Here is a 13,945-nt window from a genome sequence, read left to right on the forward strand (position 1 = left end):
CCTCCGCTTCCAGATTACTGATTTCCCGCCCCTCGTCCCTGTTCAGCTCCCACTTTTGCCGCTAAAGTGAATGATCCAGGGAACGAAAAGGAGAGGCGTCATGCTGTACATCTTTGATTTAGGCAATGTGATTGTTGATATCGATTTCAATCGTGTGCTCGGCGTCTGGAGCGACTTAGGGCGCGTGCCGTTATCCACGCTACAAAGTCGTTTCCGCATGGATGAGGCTTTTGAGAAACACGAACGTGGCGAAATCAGCGATCCAGAATTCGCTGCGCGCATTTGCGACCAGCTGGATATCGCGCTGAGCTATCCGCAATTCACTGCTGGCTGGCAGGCGGTCTTTGTCGGCGTGCGTCCTGAAACGCTGGCGATCATGAACAAGCTGCGTGCCAATGGCGAGCGCGTGGTGATCCTGTCCAATACCAATCAGCTGCACTTCGAGTTCTGGCCAACCCAATATCCCGATGTTCAACAGGCGGCCGATCATCTTTATATGTCGCAGGATATCGGCATGCGTAAGCCGGAAGCGCGCATCTACAATTATGTGCTGCAGCACGAAGGTTATCAGGCCGATCAGGCGGTATTTTTCGATGATAATCAGGCCAATATCGACGCTGCGCGCGCACTCGGCATTGAGAGCGTGCTGGTGGTTGATGAGAAAACTGTGCCGGACTGGTTTGCGGGTCGTCTCTGAGTGCTGAACCATCGACATCTGCGCCACTCGGCGCATGCCTTTTATTTGTGGGTAAAACTGCTGTGGCGACGCGTTGACGATGACAACATGACGACGCAGGCGGGTAATCTCGCCTACGTCTCATTGCTGGCATTGGTGCCGCTGATTGCCGTGGTGTTCGCTCTGTTTGCTGCTTTTCCGATGTTCTCGGACATCAGCGTGCAGTTGAAGAACTTCATCTTTACCAACTTCATTCCGGCAACGGGCGACGTGATTCAGCGTTATCTTGATCAGTTTGTCGCCAACGTCAATAAGATGACGGCGGTCGGCATTGTGGGGTTGATCGTCACCGCGCTGCTGCTGATGCATTCGGTGGACAGCGCATTGAACGCCATCTGGCGCAGCGATAAACCGCGTCCAATGGTCTACTCCTTTGCTGTTTACTGGATGATCTTAACGCTGGGCCCGCTGTTGGCCGGCGCAAGTTTAGCGCTCAGCTCCTATCTGCTGTCGCTGCGCTGGGTGAACGTCACGGGCGTCACCAGCTTGATCGATCATCTGCTGCGCATATTCCCGCTGTGCCTCTCTATCCTCGCTTTCTGGCTGCTGTATAGCATTGTGCCGACGCGGCGCGTGCCGACGCGTGATGCACTGATCGGCGCCATCGTTGCCGGGTTGCTGTTCGAGCTGGGTAAAAAAGGCTTTGCGCTCTATGTTACGATGTTCCCTTCGTATCAGTTAATTTACGGCGTTCTGGCGGTCATCCCCATTCTGTTCCTTTGGGTTTACTGGTCGTGGTGTATTGTGTTGTTAGGCGCGGAAATCACCGTCACGCTGGATGACTATCGCCAGCTAAAACAGCAGGAACGCGAAAAAGAACGTGAGGAAACATGATTGCTTTGATTCAGCGCGTCAGCCGCGCCAGTGTCAGCGTTGACGACGCGACAGTGGGCGAAATTGGCGCCGGCTTGCTGGTGTTATTGGGTGTGGAAAAGGGCGACGATGAACAAAAAGCGCAGCGATTAACCGAGCGCGTGCTGGGCTACCGCATCTTTGCGGATGAGAACGACAAAATGAATCTCAATGTGCAGCAGGCAGGTGGCAGCGTGCTGGTGGTGTCGCAATTCACCCTCGCCGCAGATACCAATAAAGGTATGCGTCCCTCTTTCTCTGGTGGCGCAGAACCGGCGGAAGCCGAGCGCCTCTATGAATACTTTAGCGATTGCTGCCGTGCACAGGGTGTGGCCACCGCAAACGGGCGCTTCGCCGCCAATATGCAGGTTTCGTTGGTAAACGATGGTCCGGTGACCTTCTGGTTACAGGTGTGAGGGTTTCAGCCGAGCGGCAAGGACTTAGCCACGCAAGCTTCGAACGAGAGAATCACTTTATGTATCATCTTCGCGTACCGCAAACGGCGGAAGAACTGGATATGTATTACCAGTTCCGCTGGGAAATGTTACGAAAGCCGCTGCGTCAGCCGCAGGGTTCTGAGCGTGATGCCTGGGATGCGCTGGCGCATCATCAAATGGTGGTGGATGAGCAAGGCAAACCGGTGGCAATCGGCCGTCTGTACATCAATGCCGAGAACGAAGCCGCGATTCGCTTCCTCGCCGTGCATCCTTCGGTGCAGGGCAAAGGTCTTGGCACGCTGGTGGCGATGACGCTGGAATCAGTCGCGCGTCAGGAAGGGGCAAAACGCGTCACTTGTAGCGCGCGTGAAGACGCCGTCGAATTTTTTGCCAAGCTCGGCTACGTCAACCAAGGCGAAATCACCGCGCCGCAAACTACGCCAGTGCGCCACTTCCTGATGATAAAACCGGTTGTGACGCTCGACGATATTCTGCATCGCGCCGACTGGTGCGGACAGCTGCAACAAGCCTGGTACGAGCACATTCCGCTGAGTGAAAAAATGGGCGTGCGCATTCTGCAATATACCGGGCAGAAATTCGTTACCACCATGCCCGAAGCGGGCAACCAGAATCCCCATCACACCCTATTTGCGGGCAGCTTGTTCTCGCTCGCCACGCTCACCGGTTGGGGTTTAATTTGGCTGCTGCTGCGCGAGCGCCATCTCGGTGGCACCATTATTCTGGCGGATGCGCATATTCGCTACAGCAAACCGATCAGCGGCCGTCCGGGCGCGATTGCCGATCTCGGCTCGCTCAGCGGCGATCTTGATCGTCTGGCGCGTGGCCGCAAAGCCCGCGTGCAGATGGAAGTGGAGCTGTTTGGGGATGATGAGCTGGGCGCGGTATTCGAAGGTGTGTATATCGTGCTGCCCGCCGATTCTGACGGAGCACTGGAAGAGGGCGGCTCCGGCGCCCGTATCGATTAGTCCTGCAATTTTTTTACATACTGTAGCGGCGCAATTTATTGCGCATCGCTTTTTAAAGTCAAAAGAGCGCAATGAATCGCGCCGCTACAGAATTATTGCACTTGCCCGCCCCGCATCGTTTGCTGTACAGCTTGGGCATCGGTGGTTACCGACAACGTGCCATCCACGCTGGGGCGCAGCGGCGCGCTGGCGTTCAGCGAACCTTTCAGCTGCAGCTGTAAATTACTGTTACCGCTCAATTGCAGCGTTGGCCAACCCCAATTGCCCAGCACGTTTGCCGGCACAGCCTGGCCTTTCAGATTCAGCGTCAACGGACGTTGCGCGTCCTGCCCAACCGTTGCTGATCCTTCCAGTAAACCGCTGCCGTTAAAGGCGCTCAATTCCGTTACCTGAATCTGTTGATCGTTGGCATTCAGCGCAATGGACGGATGACGCAGATCGGTGCGATTGAAGGTGGCTTCGGCCGCGTTGAAGCTGGCTTTACCGGACCAGATTCCCCACTGATGTTGACGCGCCAGTAACAGATTATTCGCGCTGCCATCCAGTGACGTCATCTGGAACGGGAACGCCGGATTGATATCAATAATCAGGTTACGGTTGGCAGTAGCGCGGGTTATTAGCACGCTATCCAGCCAGTCCGGTAAGGTTTGCTGCCAGCGTTCACGCCAGTTTTGCGGCAAAGTATATTCCAGCCCGGCGATCGCCAGTTCATCCAGCGTCAGACGTTTGTCGCTGCGCGTCCAGTTGCCGCTGGCGCGCACCACGCCATTCACCCAGCGCGAACTGAACTGCGTCAGCGCGATGCCCTGCGCCGAGAATTCGGCATTGACGATAGGATCGTTGAGCTCAAAGCCACCGTTAATAAAATTCCCGGCATTCATGGAGAGAGAACCGCCATCGCTTTCCCAATCATCGCCGCGCAGGGTGACATTTTTCAGGGTTAAATCGAGATCGGTCACCGCCCAGTCAGGTCCTTGCAGGCGTGCATCGGTCATATCCAGACGGTTGATGCTCACAGAAGGCACAGCGCGCAGCGGATTGAGGAAGTCGCTCAGGCTTTGATGGGTTTGCAGGCGGATATCGTTGAGGCGCAGTTGGTCGATCTTCCAGTTACCCAGCGCATCGCGCTCGGCGTTGCCGGTCATCGAACCGCGCGCCAGATCGGCGCCGATATTGCTCAGCACCAGACGACGTTGCTTGATACTGCCCTGCAGCAGCACGTTGTTACCCGGTACGCCATCCAGCGTCAGGGTGCCAGCGCTAATCTGGAACTGCGCATCGCTGCCCAGCACGTCGTTAGGCAGCGGTTTCCACGGCAGAAGACCACCATTCACGCGCTGAGCGGTCATCGGCAATGTGCTGTGCGGATTCTCAATACGCACATTATTCAGCTGCAGGCGATTGGCCTGAATCGGCAGCGTGGTATCGGGCGCTTGATTGGCTAGATTGATTTCACCGTCGCGCACTTCGATGCTGTTGAAGTGCAGTGGATCGCTGAACTGAACCAGCGCCAGGCCAAGATCAACGCGTTTCGCCACCAACACGGCGGGCTGACCATCATGACCAAAGCTGAAGTCATCGAGAATGATATGCGAAGGGGAGGAGAAGTCGTGCTCAATCTTGCTGAGAGAGAGATGCCAGGCGGTTTTATCGCTTACCCAGCGGCTAAACCAACCTGCGCCCCATTGTGTTTGTAGCAACACATACAGCACTACCAGCGCCAGCAGAATTAGCAGCAGTAAGGTAAGGAAAAACTTGCCTAAAAATTTCATCGCACTCATCCATCCCGATATTTATCCGGTGAGTGGTTGTTATGCCTGAATTACCGTTACAGCTCAACAGCCTGGATGTAAATGCGGATAAATATCAGGCAGGCCGAAGCCTGCCTGCAGGATTACTTTTCTTGCGGGAAGATCAGGTTCAGCACGATGGCGGTAATACCACCGGCCGCAATGCCAGATGAAAGCAGGGTTTTCAGCCAGTCCGGGGCAAATTGCAGAATCAGCGGCTGCTGAGAAACGCCCAAACCTACCGCCAGCGACAGCGCGATAATCATGATGGCACGACGATTCAGCGGTTCACGCGAAACGATGCGCACGCCAGATGCGGCGATGGTACCAAACATCACAATGGTGGCACCGCCCAGCACCGGTTCTGGAATATGCTGCACAAAACCACTCACGGCTGGGAACAGGCCAAGCACGATCAGCATCAGCGCCACGACAAAGCCTACATAGCGGCTGGCAACGCCGGTAAGCTGAATCACGCCGTTGTTCTGGCCAAAACAGGAATTCGGGAAGGTGTTGAACAGCGCTGAGACAAAGGAGTTAAGACCGTTGGCCAACACGCCGCCTTTCAGACGCTTCATATACAGCGGGCCACTTACCGGCTGCTCGGAAACATCAGAAGTCGCGGTGATGTCGCCGATGGTTTCCAGCGAGGTCACCATAAACACCAACATCAGCGGGATCAGCAGATTCCAGTCAAAGCCCAGGCCGTAGTAGAGCGGCGATGGCACGGCAATCAGCGGTTGATCGGCTGGCGTGCTGGTGGCGGGCAGCATATCCAGCGCCCAGGCCAGCGCATAACCTACCGCCATCGCGATCACCAACGAAGCCACGCGCAGATAAGCATTACGCTGACGATTAAGCAGGATAATCACCACCAATACCGAAGCCGCCAGCAACAAGTTTTTCGGAGCGCCAAACGTGTGATCGCTCATCGCCGCAAAGCCGCCGCCGATGGAGGTCAAACCGACCTGAATCAGCGACAGGCCAATAATCATCACCACAATGCCGGAAACCAGCGGCGTAATGATGCGGCGCGCCAGGTGCAACACGCGTGACAGCACCATTTCGGTACAAGACGCCACCATCAGCGTGCCAAACAGCGCCGCCATCATGGTCGGCACATCAACGCCACCATTTTTCAGCGCCATGCCGCCCATGATCAGCGGCGTCACGAAGTTAAAGCTGGTTCCCTGAATCGACAACAGGCCAGAGCCCACGGGTCCCCAGGTTTTGATTTGCAGAATGGATGCCACGCCCGAGGCAAACAGCGACATGCTGATGATGTGTTGCGTGTCCTGTGCCGGTAAACCCAGCGCCTGGCAAATCAGCAGCGCAGGCGTAATCACCGCGACAAACATCGCCAACAAATGCTGACAGGCAGCAAACAAGGTTTGCGGTAACGGTGGACGGTCTTCGAGGCGGTAAATCAGTTCACTTTTCGGGCTTGCAGCGCTGGCAGGCTGGCGAGTTTCAGCGGTGTTGACGGACATGGTGGACGTTCTCAATTACAACAAAGGGGCGATTTTAAACGGTTGCGTTGTGAAAGCAATCGTTTGCAATGCCCCTTTTTACTTCCGTTGATCTAAAGCGTAAACACCGTACGGCAACGGCTGTCATCTTCCTGCCACGCCAGCGCGACGTCACTCAGCGAGCGCATCTGGAAGGCGATCGAAAAATCGCTCTCGGCGGCGGCCGTCAGCATTTCGCCGATGCAGGCGATCAACTCATTATCCGACACGCTACCGAGGCCGCTGCCCATTAATGTCAGCCCGGACGAGCGCAGCAGTTTACTGTGCAGGGTAATTTCCTGTCCGCTTAAGGAACCGATTTGCACAAAGCGTACCGTTTTCTCTCCGCCCGCTACGGCGGCGTGCATGATATCGAGTGCGCTCTGGCCCCACAGATAATCGAGTACCACATCAACACCTTCTTTCATCAACGCCGGTAACGCGTCCGGCAATTCATCCAGCGTGAAAGTGAGGTCGGCGCCCTGCGCGCGCAGTTGATCCAGCGCGGCGCGATTACGACCGGTGGCGATAATTTTGCCTGCACCCAGATGCTGTGCGATACGCACCGCTAAACCGCCCGACGTACCGGTTGCGCCATTGATCAATACGGTTTCACCAGTGCGCAGCTGGGCGCGTCGGGTTAATGCCGCCCAGGATGACATGCCCGGATTCGCCAGCGCAGCGGCCAGCACCGGATCCAATTTCGGCGGCAACGAAACGATGCTGTCGGCGGGCACTAAGGTTCTCTCCGCCATGCTGCCCCAAGGTGCATTAAAGGCAAGGAAGTAAACCGGATCGCCATTACTCAGCGTGCCGGTACCATCGATGCCGGTAATAAAGGGATAGTGCGCGGCCGCGCTGTAATGCGTTCCGGCGGCGCGTGCTTTTGCCAGCTGGCTGACGGCGGCGGCTTTCACTGTTACCACCACATGGCTTTCATCGGCCTGCGGTTCAGGAAAATCACCGTAAACGGGCAGTTCACCTGCCGCGGAAACTATCGCTGCTTTCATGCTTTCACCTTCAGTTAAGTGGAAACTATGTGTAATATGCACACATTAGGCTTGCCTCAGGATAACGTCAATGAAAAGCGTGCAAAATACACATAATAGTGCTGCATTTGATGATCTGCACAATGCGCTGCTGATGATTGTAGGAACTTTCAATCGTCCACAACGTGATGAATTATTGATAAAAGAGTCAAATATTCAGCTTGATCGCGCGCTGTTTCCGCTACTGATTCAACTCGGTCGCTTCGGGCCAATTGGCGTGGTGGAGCTGGCGGAGCGGGCCGGACGCGATTACACCACCGTCAGTCGTCAGGTGGCGAAGCTGGAGGAGTTAGGGCTGGCGCAGCGCCAGAAAAATGCCAAAGACAAACGGGTGAATGAAGCGGTGATCACTGCGGCAGGTAAAGCGATGACTGACAAAATCGATGCGGCGCGCGCGCAAATTTATCAGAACCTGTTTGCCAGCTGGCCGGATGAAGAGCGCGCCGAGCTGGCGCGTCTGCTGCAGAAATTTGTCGGGGATTTTATTGCCATCGATAAAAGCAAGACGGCGGATTAAGCGTTACTGTAGCGCTCGGTTTCCGGCAGCCAGCGCTCAATCAGTGCCTGCGCCTGCTCTGGATAGTGCTGGTGGATATGACGCGCCACGCGCTGAACTTCGGGAATCATGCCCTGATCGCGCAGCAAATCCGCTACTTTAAACTCGGCGTTGCCGGTTTGACGTGTGCCGAGCATTTCACCCGGACCGCGAATCTCCAGATCGTGCTGGGCAATCACGAAGCCGTCGTTGCTATCGCGCAGCACCTGCAACCGCTTCTGCGCGGTTTTGCTGAGCGGCGCTTTGTACAACAACACGCAGTGTGAAGCGACAGCACCACGGCCTACGCGGCCGCGCAGCTGATGTAACTGAGCCAAACCGAGACGTTCCGGGTTTTCGATAATCATCAGGCTGGCATTCGGCACATCCACGCCCACTTCGATCACCGTGGTGGCGATCAGCAGCTGGATTTCATTGGCCTTAAACGCCGCCATCACCGCCTGCTTTTCGGCAGGCTTCATGCGGCCGTGTACCAGGCCAACCTGCAAATCGGGCAGCGCCACTTTCAGCTCTTCCCACGTTGCTTCTGCCGCCTGCGCTTCCAGCACTTCCGACTCTTCAATCAGCGTACACACCCAATAAGCCTGACGTCCTTCGTGACAGGCGCTTTGCACGCGCGTGATGATCTCACTGCGGCGGCTATCGGGAATCGCCACCGTGGTCACCGGCGTACGACCTGGCGGTAATTCGTCGATGGTGGAGGTATCGAGATCGGCGTAAGCGGTCATCGCCAGCGTGCGCGGAATCGGCGTAGCGGTCATGATCAGCTGATGCGGATGGAAACCTTGTTCCTCGCCTTTTTCCCACAGCGCTAAGCGCTGGTGCACGCCAAAGCGATGCTGCTCATCAATGATCACCAGCGCCATGCCGTTGAATTTCACCTGTTCCTGGAACAGCGCGTGGGTGCCGACCACCATCGCGACCTGACCGCTGGCAATGGCTTCCTGCTGCGCTTCGCGCGCTTTGCCTTTCTGCTTGCCCGCCAGCCAGCCCACTTCAATTCCCAGCGGTGCAAACCACTGGCGGAAGTTGTTGGCATGCTGCTCGGCCAGCAGCTCGGTCGGTGCCATCAGCGCTACCTGTTTGCCGTGTGCGATGACGTTCAGTGCCGCCAGTGCGGCCACCAGCGTTTTACCGGAGCCGACATCGCCCTGCACCAAACGCATCATCGGAAAATCGTTGGCCAAATCTTTTTCGATTTCTGCCACCACACGCTGTTGCGCACCGGTTGGCGAGAAGGGCAGCGCCGCCAGAAGCTGATCAACCAGCTCGTGGCGCGCCGTCATCGGCAATGCATGATGGCGCTGTGCACCGGCACGCACTGCTAGCATGCTGAGGTTATGCGCCAGTAGCTCTTCCAGAATTAAGCGTTTCTGTGCCGGATGGCGGCCAGTCTCCAGCTCACTTAAACGCAGATCCGGCGGTGGACGATGCAGCGTGCGTAGTGCATCCGGCAGGCTAATCAGCCCGCCGCTCAGCTCGGATGGTAGCAGCTCGGCAATTGGGCAGCTCTCCAGCAACGTCAACGCCTGATCGGTGAGATTGCGCAGTGTCGCCTGGCGAATGCCTTCGGTAGTGGGATAAACCGGCGTCAGGGTTTCCTGCAGCTCAACGCCGCCTTGTTCGCCCTGCACGCGAAACTCGGGATGAATGATTTCAGCACCGCGCTGACCGCGCTTAATCTCGCCGTAGGCGGTAACGCGACGGCCCGGCGCCAGGCTGTTTTTCATCCCGGCATTGAAATTGAAGAAACGCATGGTCAGCATGCCGCTGCCATCGCTGATCTGGCACACCAACATGCGGCGGCGACCGAAAGTGATTTCGCTGCTCAGCACTTCACCTTCCACCGTGGCATAAACGCCGGGCAGCAGGTCATTGATTTTATACAGTTGGGTGCGATCTTCGTAACGCAGTGGCAGATGCAGCAGTAGATCCTGAATGGTGAACAGGCCAAGTTTGGCCAGCTTGCCCGCCTGACTGGCGCCGACGCCGGTCAGGGTACTGAGCGGGATGGCATCCAGCAGACGGCCTTTCATTTTCTACCTGTTGATTGCATGGTGGCCCACCACTCGGCGTCGGCTTCTACTTCGCCCTGACCATTGATGTGCGGATACGGCAGGCCTTTCTGCTTAGCGACGCGTGCCAGCACCGGATAACCGCCTTCGAATAGCAAACGCTGCTGCTCATCTTCATCCAGCAGGCTGTAGGTGCGCTGATACATACCGGCATTCTGTCGCTGACGTTGCGCTTCATACAAAATCAGCGCGGAAGCCACCGAGACATTGAGCGACTGCACCATGCCCACCATCGGCACAACGATGTCCTGATCGGCCAGCGCCAGCGCTTCAGCGGTAATACCGGTTTTTTCCTGACCCATCAGAATGCAGGTCGGTTTGGTGTAATCGATGTCGCGAAAATCTACCGCTTTGGCGGACAGATTGGTCGCCAGCACCTGCATGCCTTCATCCTTCAGATGACGCACTGCATCTGCAATATGCTGATGCGTTTTAACCTTCACCCAACTGTTGCTGCCGGCCGAAGCGGAAACCATGGTGCGCATACGCACGCTTGGCCAGACGGCGTGCACTTCATGAATGCCCACCGCATCGGCGGTACGGATCACTGCCGAGACGTTATGCGGTTTATGCACCTGTTCCATGCAAACGGTAAGATCGTGCTGGCGCAGGGCCAGCATCTCCTGAATTCGGGCAAAACGTTGAGCGTTCATGGGCTAGTTACGGTTGCGGTGAACTTTGATCACGTCCGGCATTACGCGGATTTTGCGCATAATATTCGCCAGATGGACGCGATCGTTCGCGGTGAGGCGGATAAAGGCGCTATACACGCGACCATCACGCTCTTCGGTATTCAGGCTCTGAATATTGGAACTGGCAGTGTTGATTGCCGCGGTCAGATTCGCCAGTGCGCCCTGATGATTGAACATGTCGACTTTAATCTCTGCGACAAATTCCTGGTCGGTCACTTTATCCCACTCAACCGGCATGAACTTTTCAGGCTCTTTTTGGTAGCCACGGATGTTACGGCAGGATTCGTGATGCACCACCAAACCTTTTCCGGGACTAACGTGCGCCACAATCGGGTCACCAGGAATTGGACGGCAGCATTTGGCAAAGGTAATCAGCACGCCATCCGCGCCTTTGATCGGCAGCTTTTTGCGTTTGCTGTTGCTCTGCGGCTCTTCACTGCCTGACTGCAGCAAGTTTTTCGCCACCACCACGCTCATGGCGTTGCCCAAGCCGATTTCTGCCAGCAAATCATCGATGGCGGTCAGCTTCATGCGCTCAAGTTCGTGCTGAATGTTCTCAACCGGAATCTCTGCCAGCTTCTTGCTGCCGCCGAGCGCGTGGCTCAACAGGCGACGACCCAGGTTGACGGAGTCTTCACGCTTGAGGTTTTTCAGCAGCTGACGGATTTTGGCGCGCGCTTTCGAGCTGACGACAAAATTGAGCCAGGCAGCGTTCGGGCGAGCACCCGGCGCGGTGATGATTTCAATGGTTTGACCGCTGGTCAGCGATTGTGACAGCGGGTAAGGCTGGCGATCGACGCGTGCGCCGACGCAGGCATGACCGATATCGGTATGCACCGCATAGGCGAAATCAACCGGCGTGGCGCCAGCCGGCAATTCGACGATGCGGCCTTCCGGCGTGAACACATAGATCTCATCCGGGAAGAGATCGGATTTCACGCTTTCGATAAATTCAAACGAGCTACCGGCGCTTTGTTGCAGCTCCAGCAGGCTTTGTAACCAGCGCTGAGCACGAATCTGCGCGGTAGTACCGCTGACTTCGCCGCTCTCTTTATACGCCCAGTGTGCTGCCACACCCATTTCTGCCATCTGATCCATATCTTCAGTACGGATCTGCACTTCAACCGGTACGCCGTGTGGGCCGATCATTGAAGTATGCAGCGATTGATAGCCGTTGGCCTTGGGAATGGCGATGTAATCTTTTACGCGTCCGGGACGCGGTTTGTACAAGCTGTGCATCTGTCCGAGCACGCGATAGCAGGTATCCAGATCTTTCACGATGACGCGGAAAGCGTAGATATCCATGATCGAGTGAAAACGCTGCTCTTTCAGGTGCATTTTGCGGTAGATCGAGTAGAGATGTTTTTCGCGTCCACTTACGCGGCAGGGAATACCTGCTTCCTGTAAGCGACCGTCGATTTCAGCAAGGATCTTCTGAATCATCTCTTTACGGTTACCGCGCGCCGCTTTCACCACCTCTTTAATCACGCGGAAACGGTTCGGGTAGAGCGCTTCAAAGCCGAGCTCTTCCAGTTCTGTTTTCAGGTGATGAATACCAAGGCGGTGCGCCAGAGGACTGTAAATCTCCAGCGTTTCCAGCGCGATACGACGTTTTTTATCCGGACGTAACGCGCCGAGCGTGCGCATGTTGTGCGTGCGGTCAGCCAGTTTGATCAAGATGACGCGGATATCCTGCACCATCGCCATGATCATTTTGCGGAAGTTTTCAGCCTGCGCTTCTTTCTTGTCGCGGAACTTCAGCTTATCGAGCTTGGATACACCTTCTACCAGTTCGGCAACGCTTTTACCAAACAGCTGTTCCATATCCTGGTAAGTGGCGGGCGTATCTTCGATCACATCATGCAGCAGCGCCGCCATTAGCGTTTCGTGGTCGAGTTTCATCTCGGCCAGAATGCAGGCTACAGCAACAGGATGGGTGATATAAGGCTCGCCGCTGGAGCGTGTTTGACCCTCGTGGGCATCACGCGCGACTAGATAAGCTTGCTTGAGGCGCTTAATTTGCTCCTCAGGCAAGTATTTTTCAATCAGTTGATTGAGGCTTTCAAACAGATACAAGGGCGACCTGCGAAGTGCTGTTAACGACGACCTTCAGCGATAGCGGTAACGGCTTGTAACTCAGCGGCTTCCTGCTCATGCTGTTCCTGACGATCACGGACATCCAGAATCTGGGTAGTGATCAAACCTTCTTCGATTTCGCGCAGGGCGATAACGGTTGGCTTATCGTTCTCTTCCGGAACCAGCGCATCTTTACCGCCTACCTGCATCTGACGTGCACGACGTGCAGCGACCAACACCAGGTCAAAACGGTTACCAACTTTCTCTACTGCGTCCTGAACGGTTACGCGTGCCATAGGTGTGCTACTCCACAGATGATGAAGAAATGACTGGGCATAATACTGAAAGTGAATTCAGACTGCCAATAGTTTGCTGATTAAAGCATCATGTCGCGATTTTTGGCGACCCATACGCAGACGTTCTGCGCGAATAATGGTTTTCAGATCTGACAGCGCCAGATCGAAATCATCATTAACAATTAAATAGTCATACTCGGCGTAGTGGCTCATTTCCGCCACGGCCTGTTGCATACGACGGGCAATCACCTCTTCGCTGTCCTGACCGCGGCCACGCAGGCGACGATCCAACTCTTCGGTAGAAGGCGGCAGCACAAAGATGCTGCGAGCGGCCGGCATTTTCTGGCGAATTTGCTGCGCACCTTGCCAGTCGATATCCAGGAAGACGTCCACGCCGGTCGCCAGCACCTGCTCAATCGCAGCGCGTGACGTACCGTAATAATTGCCAAACACTTCCGCATGTTCGAGGAAGTCGTCTGTTGCAATCATGGTCTCGAATTCGGACTTAGAGACGAAAAAGTAGTGCTCACCATGAGCTTCACCGGGACGCACGCCACGGGTGGTATGAGAAATAGACACCTGCGTATCGTACAGCGGTTGTGTCTTTAACAGCGCCTGAATCAGGCTGGATTTACCCGCGCCGCTGGGGGCGGAAACTATATAAAGCGTGCCTTGAGCCATGGTTATCTTGAATTGAGTAAAGAGCGGAGTCGATTTCCTGCACAGTATACACGGCTTGAGGTGGTCACGCAGCGTTTGCCGCTTGGCTGAGGCAATTCTTTTTTCTGTGAAGCCGCGCCAGAGGCTGATGTAGCAGGCTGCAACAGCAATTTAATCTCTGGAATCTGCATCCAGCGCACAATCTTCATGGCTGGTAAAGGCCTGCGCTGCG

At 55.7% G+C, this 13,945-nt stretch carries 13 protein-coding genes; 5 read left to right on the forward strand and 8 right to left on the reverse strand.

What is annotated here, in order from left to right:
* Positions 1-100: 100 nt before the first annotated feature.
* From yihX to fabY, 4 genes are read left to right on the forward strand one after another with little or no spacing between them, the layout of a single operon-like run.
* On the forward strand, positions 101-697 hold the full coding sequence (yihX, locus tag IB226_RS22075) for a glucose-1-phosphatase (protein WP_101760718.1): 597 nt from the start codon (positions 101-103) through the stop codon (positions 695-697).
* Entirely contained in the window at positions 698-1,570 is an 873-nt protein-coding gene (locus tag IB226_RS22080; protein ID WP_101760717.1) for a virulence factor BrkB family protein, read from the forward strand.
* Positions 1,567-2,004: a D-aminoacyl-tRNA deacylase gene (gene dtd, locus IB226_RS22085; protein WP_101760716.1), complete on the forward strand. Its 438-nt coding sequence runs from the start codon at positions 1,567-1,569 to the stop codon at positions 2,002-2,004. Before IB226_RS22080 ends, dtd begins: the two co-directional genes overlap by 4 nt.
* A gap of 59 nt (positions 2,005-2,063) precedes the next feature.
* Positions 2,064-3,011 (forward strand): fatty acid biosynthesis protein FabY, encoded by a 948-nt coding sequence (gene fabY / locus IB226_RS22090; protein WP_101760715.1) that lies wholly within the window; start codon positions 2,064-2,066, stop codon positions 3,009-3,011.
* 92 nt (positions 3,012-3,103) lie between these two features.
* Here the strand turns inward: fabY and IB226_RS22095 are convergent, their stop codons facing one another.
* From IB226_RS22095 to IB226_RS22105, 3 genes are all read right to left on the reverse strand, one after another.
* Positions 3,104-4,783: an AsmA family protein gene (locus tag IB226_RS22095; protein ID WP_192237010.1), complete on the reverse strand. Its 1,680-nt coding sequence runs from the start codon at positions 4,781-4,783 to the stop codon at positions 3,104-3,106.
* A gap of 122 nt (positions 4,784-4,905) precedes the next feature.
* Positions 4,906-6,291: an NCS2 family protein gene (locus IB226_RS22100; RefSeq protein ID WP_008109781.1), complete on the reverse strand. Its 1,386-nt coding sequence runs from the start codon at positions 6,289-6,291 to the stop codon at positions 4,906-4,908.
* A 92-nt stretch (positions 6,292-6,383) separates the two neighbouring features.
* Entirely contained in the window at positions 6,384-7,319 is a 936-nt protein-coding gene (locus tag IB226_RS22105; protein ID WP_192237011.1) for a zinc-binding alcohol dehydrogenase family protein, read from the reverse strand.
* 70 nt (positions 7,320-7,389) lie between these two features.
* Between IB226_RS22105 and IB226_RS22110 the strand changes: the two genes are divergently transcribed.
* A complete protein-coding gene (locus tag IB226_RS22110) occupies positions 7,390-7,875 on the forward strand; it encodes a MarR family winged helix-turn-helix transcriptional regulator (protein WP_192237012.1) in 486 nt (161 codons plus the stop codon).
* Here IB226_RS22110 and recG read toward each other — a convergent pair.
* The 5 genes from recG to gmk are packed head-to-tail and all read right to left on the reverse strand — an operon-like array spanning position 7,872 to position 13,734.
* The gene (gene recG, locus IB226_RS22115) at positions 7,872-9,950 is read right to left on the reverse strand and encodes an ATP-dependent DNA helicase RecG (protein WP_192237013.1); all 2,079 of its coding nucleotides are present in this window, start codon (positions 9,948-9,950) and stop codon (positions 7,872-7,874) included. The genes IB226_RS22110 and recG overlap by 4 nt on opposite strands.
* Positions 9,947-10,642: a tRNA (guanosine(18)-2'-O)-methyltransferase TrmH gene (trmH, locus tag IB226_RS22120; RefSeq protein ID WP_101760710.1), complete on the reverse strand. Its 696-nt coding sequence runs from the start codon at positions 10,640-10,642 to the stop codon at positions 9,947-9,949. The genes recG and trmH overlap by 4 nt, the downstream gene beginning before the upstream one ends.
* 3 nt (positions 10,643-10,645) lie before the next feature.
* Complete coding sequence (spoT, locus tag IB226_RS22125) at positions 10,646-12,757, reverse strand: bifunctional GTP diphosphokinase/guanosine-3',5'-bis pyrophosphate 3'-pyrophosphohydrolase (protein WP_101760709.1); 2,112 nt, start codon at positions 12,755-12,757, stop codon at positions 10,646-10,648.
* Positions 12,758-12,777: 20 nt separating this feature from the next.
* Positions 12,778-13,053: a DNA-directed RNA polymerase subunit omega gene (gene rpoZ, locus IB226_RS22130; protein ID WP_007885265.1), complete on the reverse strand. Its 276-nt coding sequence runs from the start codon at positions 13,051-13,053 to the stop codon at positions 12,778-12,780.
* Between the two features lie 57 nt (positions 13,054-13,110).
* Positions 13,111-13,734 carry a guanylate kinase gene (gene gmk / locus IB226_RS22135; protein WP_008109768.1) on the reverse strand — a complete coding sequence of 208 codons (624 nt, stop codon included), beginning with the start codon at positions 13,732-13,734 and terminating at the stop codon, positions 13,111-13,113.
* Positions 13,735-13,945: the final 211 nt, after the last annotated feature.

The organism is Pantoea sp. PNT03 (genome assembly GCF_014852515.1).
GTDB lineage: Bacteria > Pseudomonadota > Gammaproteobacteria > Enterobacterales > Enterobacteriaceae > Pantoea > Pantoea leporis.

What these genes read in the sequence shown, in the direction of transcription:
- yihX (WP_101760718.1), top strand. Translation starts at nt 101, where the DNA reads ATGCTGTACATCTTTGATTTAGGCAATGTGATTGTTGATATCGATTTC.
- dtd (WP_101760716.1), top strand. Translation starts at nt 1,567, where the DNA reads ATGATTGCTTTGATTCAGCGCGTCAGCCGCGCCAGTGTCAGCGTTGAC.
- fabY (WP_101760715.1), top strand. Translation starts at nt 2,064, where the DNA reads ATGTATCATCTTCGCGTACCGCAAACGGCGGAAGAACTGGATATGTAT.
- IB226_RS22095 (WP_192237010.1), bottom strand. Translation starts at nt 4,783, where the DNA reads ATGAAATTTTTAGGCAAGTTTTTCCTTACCTTACTGCTGCTAATTCTG.
- IB226_RS22100 (WP_008109781.1), bottom strand. Translation starts at nt 6,291, where the DNA reads ATGTCCGTCAACACCGCTGAAACTCGCCAGCCTGCCAGCGCTGCAAGC.
- IB226_RS22105 (WP_192237011.1), bottom strand. Translation starts at nt 7,319, where the DNA reads ATGAAAGCAGCGATAGTTTCCGCGGCAGGTGAACTGCCCGTTTACGGT.
- IB226_RS22110 (WP_192237012.1), top strand. Translation starts at nt 7,390, where the DNA reads ATGAAAAGCGTGCAAAATACACATAATAGTGCTGCATTTGATGATCTG.
- recG (WP_192237013.1), bottom strand. Translation starts at nt 9,950, where the DNA reads ATGAAAGGCCGTCTGCTGGATGCCATCCCGCTCAGTACCCTGACCGGC.
- trmH (WP_101760710.1), bottom strand. Translation starts at nt 10,642, where the DNA reads ATGAACGCTCAACGTTTTGCCCGAATTCAGGAGATGCTGGCCCTGCGC.
- rpoZ (WP_007885265.1), bottom strand. Translation starts at nt 13,053, where the DNA reads ATGGCACGCGTAACCGTTCAGGACGCAGTAGAGAAAGTTGGTAACCGT.
- gmk (WP_008109768.1), bottom strand. Translation starts at nt 13,734, where the DNA reads ATGGCTCAAGGCACGCTTTATATAGTTTCCGCCCCCAGCGGCGCGGGT.